This is a genomic window from Sinomonas sp. G460-2, from assembly GCF_047759905.1.
Classification (GTDB): domain Bacteria; phylum Actinomycetota; class Actinomycetes; order Actinomycetales; family Micrococcaceae; genus Sinomonas.
This window is the reverse complement of the sequence record NZ_JBKZWT010000161.1, coordinates 1-8,219: the sequence shown is the minus strand read 5'-3', so window position 1 is coordinate 8,219 and position 8,219 is coordinate 1. Positions and strand designations below refer to the sequence as shown.

The window sequence follows — 8,219 nt, the reverse complement described above, 5'->3', positions numbered from 1 at the left end:
GGCCAACGGCAAACCCGACCGGCAGTCGATCTGCGAGGCCCTCGCGCGGGCACACGCGGCGCGGCGCTCAGGCGGAGCGTCGGGGCCGTAGGCGCCGTCCGAACCTATCCCACCCACTTCCCTATCCCGCCCACTTCCTGTCCCACCCTCCCTATCCCACCCTCCTTGCCCCACCCTCCCTCCCGTAGTCAGGAACCGCCCGTGGCAACATTCGCCCAGTGGGTCCAGGGCGCCCGCCCGCGGACCCTTCCCATGGCCATCGCTCCGGTGATCGTCGGCAGCGCCGCGGCCTTCGGGCTCGGCTCGTTCAGGCCGGTCAACGCCGTTCTCGCCGCGCTTGTGGCGGTCATGCTCCAGGTCGGCGTGAACTACGCGAACGACTACTCCGACGGCGTGCGCGGCACCGACGACAACCGGGTGGGGCCGTTCCGGCTCGTGGGCGGCGGGGCGGCCGAGCCGCGCACGGTGAAGCGCGCCGCGTTCCTCTCGTTCGGCGCCGCCGCCGTGTTCGGCCTCGCGCTCGTGGTGCTCTCGCAGACGTGGTGGCTCATCATCGTGGGCGCGGCGAGCGTCTTGGCGGCGTGGGGCTACACGGGCGGCAAGCGACCGTACGGGTACCTCGGGCTCGGCGACGTGTTCGTGTTTGTGTTCTTCGGCCTCGTCGCGACTCTCGGCACCACGTACACGCAGGCGCTCACGCTCAGCCCGGCCTCGTGGGCCGGAGCCGTCGCGACGGGGCTCATCGCGGACGCCCTGCTCATGGCCAACAACGTGCGGGACATCCCGACAGACACGGTCGCGGGCAAGCGCACGCTCGCCGTGCGGCTCGGCGACCGCGCCGCGCGCCGCTCCTACCCCGTGATGCTGGGTGTCGCGATCCTCGCAGCGCTGCTCCTCGCGCCGTCGAACCCGTGGATGCTGCTCGTGCTGGTGCTCGTGCCCGCGTGCATCCGGCCCTCGCGAACCATGGTCTCGGGAACCGCCGGTCCGGGACTCATCCCCGTGCTGCAGCAGACCGGGTTCATCAACCTCGGGTTCAGCTTCCTGTTCGCGGCGGCTTCGGTCCTCGGGCGCGTGTAGGGTCCGCATCGTCTCGGCCGGGTCCATCCTTGCCCGGCTCGTCGCCGTAGACCTCCGGGTACTCGTCGTCGACGCGGCGCGCCTCGTCCAGCGAGTCCTCGATCTCGGCGTCTTCCTCCTCCTGGGAGGTCCGCACCTTCTTGCGGCCGCCGAACACGTCGCTCACGTCAGTGGCGGCGGCGTTTCGCTGCCGGTTGAGGAACAGGAAGCTCACCGCGAACGCGATGACCACGGAGTAGACGGCCGAAAGCACACCACCGATCCCGAGCAGCAGGAACAAGACGAACGGGACCACGAAGAGGGCCGCACGGAGGAGGGTGTACTTCAGGAACGCCACCGCTCAAGTTTACTAAAATAGGTCTATGGTCCGCCTCGTGCCCGTCATCGTGATCCTGGCCGCCTGGCTCTACGCCATGGTGGACTGCGCGATGGCCGATCGCGGCCGAATCCGAGGCGGCCTCTCGAAGACCTCGTGGTTCCTCATCGCGGTCCTCCCGGTCATCGGCACCACGCTGTGGTTCGCCTTCGGCCGCCCGCGCCACACGGCGCCGCCCACGTCAGGCGGGACGCGGGGCCGCCGCCCGATGGCTCCGGACGACGACCCCGACTTCCTGCACGGCCTCTGAGATTACTGGGCCCTGATCGTTACTTCTTGGCGCTCTTGATGAGGTTGTCGGCGTCGCTCTTGAACGCCGCCGCCGCGGCCTGAGCGTCGGCCCGGCCGAACAGCACGTCGGTCAGGTGGCGCAGAAGCGCGTCGCCCGCCTTGCTCGTGCCGACCGGCGGAACCGCGGGCGCCGCGCCAAGCTCGGGCTTGATCTGGGTGAGGAAGTCGAGCGCAGTCTTGTCCGTCGGGGTCAGGAGCGGCTTGATCGCGTCCTGGACCTTGGACGAAGACGAGAAGCCACGCTCCGTGGTGATGACCTTGGCCACGTCGGTGCTGTTAACGAGGTAGTCGATGAACGTTGCGACCTCGTCCTGGTGCTTCGTGCGGGACGACGCCGACCAGTACATCGAGGGCTTGTAGAAGAGGCCGTCGTCCTTCGGCTTGCCGTCCTGGCTGGGCATGCGGAGGATCTTGAAATCGGTACCCGCGGCCTTGGACAGCGCGCCGAGCTGGTTGGTCCACCAGAAGGACATGCCGGTCTTGTTGGTGGCCGCGAGCGTCTGCTCGACGGCCGCGTTGACGTCCTCCTGGGCGACGCTCGCAGGCGGTGCCGCCTTCGCGTCGAGGAGCTTCTTCTGGAACGCCATGAACGAGGCCACGCCATCCACGGTGAATCCCGTGCTTCCGTCCGCGGTGTAGAGCTGCTCGCCGCGCTGGCGAAGCCAGATGCTCAGGGCCTGATCCGTGATGCCGTAGGAGGCACCGTAGTTCCCTGCCCCGGCCGCGAGCGCGGCTGCGGTCTTGAGGTAGTCGTCCCACGTCCACTTCGTGTCGTCGGGGATCGCCACGCCGGCCGCCTTGAAGACCTTCACGTTCGCGAAGACGCCGAGCGCGTTCTGGCCGGTGCTGACGCCGTAGAGCTTGCTGTTGTACTGCCCGGACGCGAGCGTGTTGGAATCGAACGCCGAAAGGTCGAGGCCCTTCTGCTTCGACAGGTCGAGGAGGGCACCGCGGCCGCCGTATTCGGCGATGTAGGCGAGGTCCATCTGGATGATGTCCGGGGCGTCATTAGCTGCCGTCTGCGTGGCGAGCTTGTCCCAGTAGCCCGACCACACGCCCGGCTCGGCCTGGATCTTGATGTTCGGGTGCGCCTTCTGGAAATCGTCGATGACCTGCTGCGTCTGCTTGTTGCGGACGTCGTTTCCCCACCAGGTGAAGCGGAGGGTCACCGATCCGTCGGCATTCTTGCTGCCGCCGCCGGTGCCGCAGCCAGCGAGGAGGCCCACGGCCGCGGTGCCGGCGAACAGCTTGAGTGCTGAGCGGCGCGTCAGAGTCGTCATCGTCTCTCCAATGTTGAACGAACGGTTGACCGAGAAATCGGTTTCTGATTCGCTGAGTATGCCCGAGGTCACACCAGCCGTCAAGATCTAAGGAAAACGCATTCCACTTGCAATATCAAGGCCTTGACGCCCATAGCGGGGCGGCCCTATCTTGCTGTGAAAGCGCATTCCGACCAAAGGAGGTCACACCGTGTCTGAACTGCACGCGGCTCCAGCGCTCGCTACCTGGCCGGCACCACCCGAGGGACTCGCCCCGTGAGCGCGCTCGCGGAGCTGGGCACCCTCAGCAAGAAGTCCGGCTCGAGCCAGGGCAAGGGCGCCATCAAGCAGCGCCGGCCCAAGGACAACAAGGCAGCGTTCGTCTTCCTCGCGCCGTGGATCGTAGGCCTCGTGGCCATCACGATCGGCCCGATGCTCATGTCGCTCTACCTGTCCTTCACGGACTACAACCTCATCCAGGACCCCAACTGGATCGGATTCGACAACTTCACCCGCATGATGGGCGACGAGCGCTTCTGGAACTCCCTCGGCGTCACGCTCACGTACGTCGTGGTGGGCGTTCCGCTCCAGCTCGGCCTCGCGCTCACGGTCGCCGTGGCCCTGGACAAGGGCCTCAAGGGGCTCCCGTTCTACCGCTCGGTCTTCTACCTTCCGTCGCTGCTCGGCTCGTCCGTGGCAGTGGCCATCCTGTGGAAGCAGATGTTCGGCACGTCCGGCCTGGTCAACCAGATCCTGGCGTTCTTCGGCATCCACGGCCCGGGCTGGATCTCGGACCCGAGCACGGCCCTCGGCAGCATCATCCTGCTGCACGTGTGGACGTTCGGCTCCCCCATGATCATCTTCCTCGCGGGGCTCCGCCAGATCCCCACGATGTACTACGAGGCCGCGTCCGTCGACGGTGCCGGGCGGGCCACTCGCTTCTTCAAGATCACGCTTCCGCTCCTGAGCCCGATCATCTTCTTCAACCTCGTGCTGCAGATCATCGGCGCGTTCCAGTCGTTCACGCAGGCGTTCATCGTCTCGGGCGGCAACGGTGGGCCGTCCGACTCGACGATGTTCTTCACGCTCTACCTGTACCAGCGCGGCTTCGGTCAGTTCGACATGGGCTACGCGTCCGCGATGGCCTGGGTCCTGCTGATCCTCGTCGGAGCCTTCACCGCCATCAACTTCTACGCATCGAAATTCTGGGTGTTCTATGACGACTGAAGCAGCCTCGAACGGCGCGGCCACCGCGCTCCGCACGTCGGCTCCCGCCGAGTCTCCCGCCGTCGTCGGCCGCCCCGCAGGGCGCGGCGACTCCTCGCCCAACCGCCGGCGCCGGCTACCCCAGGGCAACCTCGCCTTCTCCACCCGGGGACGCCTGCGCAACCTCGGCAAGCACGTGATCCTCATCGTCGCGGCGATCGTGATGATCTACCCGCTCCTGTGGATGCTGGTCTCCTCGTTCCGCCCGAGCGACGACGTCTTCCGCGCCCCGGGCCTGTGGCTCACCGAGGCGCACCCCGAGAACTACGCGACCGGCTGGAACGCGCTGAGCTCCCCGTTCGGAACGTACCTGCTGAACTCGGCCCTCGTGGTGCTGGGCGCGATCGTGGGCAACCTCGTCTCGTGCTCGATGACCGCTTATGCGTTCGCTCGCCTCGAGTTCACGGGCAAGAGGTGGATGTTCGGCGCCATGCTCATCACGATCATGCTGCCCATCCACGTCATCATCGTGCCGCAGTACATCCTGTTCTCGCAGATCGGCTGGATCAACACGTTCTGGCCGCTCATCGTGCCCAAGCTCCTGGCCACGGACGCGTTCTTCGTGTTCCTCATGGTCCAGTTCATCCGCGGGATCCCGCGTGAGCTCGACGAGGCCGCGCGGATCGACGGCGCGGGCCACCCGCTCATCTTCCTCCGCGTGATCCTCCCGCTCATGACGCCGGCGCTCGCGACCACGACGATCTTCACGTTCATCTGGACCTGGAGCGACTTCTTCAGCCAGCTCATCTACCTCACGTCCCCCGACGTGTTCACGGTTCCCGTGGCGCTGCGCGCGTTCGTCGACGCGCAGTCCAGCACCGACTGGGGCGCGATGTTCGCGATGTCTGTCGTCTCGCTCCTGCCGGTGTTCATCGCGTTCCTCGTGGGCCAGAAGTTCCTTGTCAAGGGCATCGCCACGACGGGCATCAAGTAGGGCTGGCTTCACGCCCCGGAGACGCCCTAACGGCGGCTGGCTTCGTCACGAAGCCGGCCGCCGTTTTGCGTTGTGGCTTGGCCGCCGGGGCGCCTATCCTAGGCCCGGCACAGGCGGAGGTGGCAGTTTGGCGAACTGGGGATTCTTTCGGTCGAAACAGCGGCGCGCCATGCCCGTGCGTCCGGCCTGGTTCCGCACGATGCTCTTCTGGGCCGCCGCGGGGATGGCAGCGTTGTCTGGCTGCGCGCCGTCAGCCTCGCCCGCCGGAGCACCGGCCATGAGCCCTGCAGGCCCTGCTGGTCCGACGAGCGGGCCGGTGGCAAGCCCAGCTGCTTCCCCCAGTGCGGTGTCCATCCTGCTCACCACCCACTGCGGCATCCACGAAGTGCGGGTCGGGAACACGTTCTACGCCACCGACAAGATCTTGGACGACGGCAACGGCAACCCGCCGGCAGGCTGGGGCAACCCCTTCCAAGAGGGCACCATCACCGTGACCGGCCAAGACGCCGTCTTCCGCGACGCCGCGGGGCACACCGTGACCTTCCACGCTCGCCCAAACGCCACGAGCTTCCTCGACGTGTGCTCGTGAGGGTCGAGGGTGCCGGTTTGCCCCTCCGGAGGGGGTGAAGCACTCCGGAGGGGGTTATACCCGGCGGAAAGGCAGCCACCCGGCGGACGTATGCCCACCCGGCGGATGTATGCCCACCCGGCGGATGTGCGGCCTGTGATCAGCCGGCGCTGACCCCGCCGTACGAGTGGAGGCCCGTGAAGTAGATGTTCACCACGGTGAAGTTGAAGACCACGCACAGGTAGCCGACGATCGAGAGCCACGCGGCCCGGGTCCCGGTCCAGCCGCGCGTGGCCCGCGCGTGCAGGTACGCCGCGTACACGACCCAGATCACGAAGCTCCACACTTCCTTCGTGTCCCAGCCCCAGAACCGGCCCCACGCCTTCTCGGCCCAGATCGAGCCGAACATGACCGTGAGCGTCCACCCGACGAACGCGATCGTGTTGATGCGGTAGGAGAGAGTCTCGAGCGTGAGCGCATTCGGCACGAGGCCCATGAACCCGCCCCGGTCGAGCCCGCCCGCGGCGATCTTCGCCTCGCGGCGCGACTGGAGGAGCTGCAGGACGCCCATCGAGAACGTCAGCGTGAAGAGCGCCGAGGAAAGCACGGCGATCGAGACGTGGATCACGAGCCAGTAGCTCTGGAGCGCCGGGACGAGATGCCCCACGGGCGTCCAGAACGCGACGGCCGCGGCCACCATCATGACCACTGCAAGGCCCAGGACGAACGTGCCCAGGAAGCGCAGGTCACGCCGGACGAGCACGATCAGGAACACCGCGACGACGAGGAACGCGCCGGTGGTGCAGAACTCGTACATGTTGCCCCACGGGACGCGTCCCGCGGCGATGCCGCGCGTCACGACGCCCGCTGCATGGATGATGAGCCCGAGGATGCTCAGGGCTACCCCGACGCGCGCGGCGGCCCGCCGCGACGTGTACGCGAGGCCGGCGTCGGCGACTTTGGCGACCCGAGCAGCAACCGCAGACGACGGCGAAACCCGACTTCCGCCGTCGGACGCACGCTTGGACCCGCCCACCTCGCCCGAAGCCGGGCCGCCCGAGGTTGACCCATCCGAACTCGCCTCGGCCGCGCCGGCCATCGCCGGGACCTTGGTGGAGGCCGTGCTCTCCGTCTTGGCCTCGGCGAGGCGCGTCGCGTCCTGCTGGGCGGTCTTGCCGCTCGTGGCCATGTCCCACGCGAAGGCGAGGAACGCGATGACGTACGTGCCGGCCGCCAGGAGCATGAACAGCTCGCTGTAGGCGCCGAGCGTCTGGTTGATGGGGAGCATTACTCGCCCTTCCCTGGGGTTGAGTCAGTCCTATTGTGCGCCTCGTGTGTGGACGCCTCGTGTGTGGACGCCTCGTGCGTAGAGGCCACGTCCCGGGGCGATTCCTGCTCGGGCAGGCCCCACGCCTTCGCGAGCGCGGCGCGCACCGACCGGCCCTCCGCCGCGAGGCCGTGATCCTCGCCGCGCGCCAGGAGGCCGTACTCGATCATCGTGCGGCCGTCCTCGTGGTCGCCGAAGCGCAGCCACAGGCGCCGGCGCGGCACGAACAGCGAGCAAACAAGTCCGGCGAGGGAGAACAGCGCGAAGACGAGCGCGTACTCCTGGCCGGGGTTGTGGTGGATGTCGAGGGCGACGTACCGCTTGAGGCCATCGAAGCTGACCGAGCCCTGACCGTTCGGGAGCGTGTACGACTGACCCGAGTCGAGCACGATGCCCTTTGCGGGGAGGTCCCGCCCGTTGACCTGCTTGAGCTTCGAGACATCGAGCGCATACACGTTCTGCGGCGTGCCCTTGTCGAGCCCGAGGTCGCCCACGTACGAGTTGAGGCTCAGCTGCGGCTTGAGTGGGTCCGGGTCGGCGCTGTACGAGACGCCGTCGTGGCCCACCACGGCCGTCGGGAGGAAGAACCCCACGAAGCCGAGCTGCGACGGCTTCGCGTCCGGGGCCTTGATGACGATCGTCGACGTGTAGACGGTGTCCGTCGGGATGGACGGGATGGGGCCCTGGTACGCGATCTTGCCGTCGCCGCCGCGGACCGTGATGACCGGGGCGTAGCCGTTGCCCACGAGGTACACGTCCGTTCCGCCGATGCTCACGGGATCGTTGACCTTGAGATCCTGCTGCTTCGCGGCGGAGTCGGGCGAATCCTTTGTGGTGAGGTGCGCCGTGAAGTCGAGCGGCTGGCCGAAGTGCGCGGCCGACTCGCGGTCATAGCGGACGTCGAACTTGTCCAGCTGGAGTGAGTACGGCGCGAGCCACGAGGACTGGAAGTTCGTGCCCGGATTGAACTGGTCGTAGCCCACGAGGGTGTTCACGAACGTGTCCCCCTCGACGAGCGTGCGCTGGCCGCTGTACCCGAAGAGGCCTCCGATCGCGACCGAGATGAGCACGCCCACGAGGCCACTGTGGAAGCACAGGTTGCCGAGTTCCTTGAGGTA

At 67.4% G+C, this 8,219-nt stretch carries 9 protein-coding genes; 5 read left to right on the top strand and 4 right to left on the bottom strand.

Going from position 1 to position 8,219, the window contains the following annotated elements; genetic code table 11:
- Positions 1–201 precede the first annotated feature (201 nt).
- A complete protein-coding gene (locus ACLN58_RS14260; RefSeq protein ID WP_415855922.1) occupies positions 202–1,080 on the top strand; it encodes a 1,4-dihydroxy-2-naphthoate polyprenyltransferase in 879 nt (292 codons plus the stop codon).
- Here ACLN58_RS14260 and ACLN58_RS14255 read toward each other — a convergent pair.
- A complete protein-coding gene (locus ACLN58_RS14255) occupies positions 1,037–1,417 on the bottom strand; it encodes a DUF4229 domain-containing protein (protein WP_415855921.1) in 381 nt (126 codons plus the stop codon). The two genes, ACLN58_RS14260 and ACLN58_RS14255, sit on opposite strands and share 44 nt — an antisense overlap.
- 25 nt (positions 1,418–1,442) lie before the next feature.
- Between ACLN58_RS14255 and ACLN58_RS14250 the strand changes: the two genes are divergently transcribed.
- The gene (locus ACLN58_RS14250; protein WP_415855920.1) at positions 1,443–1,706 is read left to right on the top strand and encodes a PLD nuclease N-terminal domain-containing protein; all 264 of its coding nucleotides are present in this window, start codon (positions 1,443–1,445) and stop codon (positions 1,704–1,706) included.
- Between the two features lie 19 nt (positions 1,707–1,725).
- Here the strand turns inward: ACLN58_RS14250 and ACLN58_RS14245 are convergent, their stop codons facing one another.
- Entirely contained in the window at positions 1,726–3,027 is a 1,302-nt protein-coding gene (locus ACLN58_RS14245) for an ABC transporter substrate-binding protein (RefSeq protein ID WP_415855919.1), read from the bottom strand.
- Positions 3,028–3,348: 321 nt separating this feature from the next.
- Between ACLN58_RS14245 and ACLN58_RS14240 the strand changes: the two genes are divergently transcribed.
- From ACLN58_RS14240 to ACLN58_RS14230, 3 genes are all read left to right on the top strand, one after another.
- Complete coding sequence (locus ACLN58_RS14240; RefSeq protein ID WP_415855923.1) at positions 3,349–4,233, top strand: carbohydrate ABC transporter permease; 885 nt, start codon at positions 3,349–3,351, stop codon at positions 4,231–4,233.
- Positions 4,223–5,206, top strand: a complete 984-nt coding sequence (locus ACLN58_RS14235) for a carbohydrate ABC transporter permease (RefSeq protein ID WP_415855918.1) — start codon at positions 4,223–4,225, stop codon at positions 5,204–5,206. The genes ACLN58_RS14240 and ACLN58_RS14235 overlap by 11 nt, the downstream gene beginning before the upstream one ends.
- Positions 5,207–5,552: 346 nt before the next feature.
- Positions 5,553–5,795 carry a hypothetical protein gene (locus tag ACLN58_RS14230; protein WP_415855917.1) on the top strand — a complete coding sequence of 81 codons (243 nt, stop codon included), beginning with the start codon at positions 5,553–5,555 and terminating at the stop codon, positions 5,793–5,795.
- Positions 5,796–5,934: 139 nt separating this feature from the next.
- On the opposite strand, the gene ccsB is transcribed toward ACLN58_RS14230, so the two are convergent.
- Both ccsB and ACLN58_RS14220 read right to left on the bottom strand, forming a co-directional pair.
- Positions 5,935–7,062, bottom strand: a complete 1,128-nt coding sequence (ccsB, locus tag ACLN58_RS14225; protein WP_415855916.1) for a c-type cytochrome biogenesis protein CcsB — start codon at positions 7,060–7,062, stop codon at positions 5,935–5,937.
- Positions 7,062–8,219: cytochrome c biogenesis protein ResB (locus tag ACLN58_RS14220; protein ID WP_415855915.1), on the bottom strand; the 1,158-nt coding region annotated here is incomplete at its 5' end. The genes ACLN58_RS14220 and ccsB, both read right to left, overlap by 1 nt.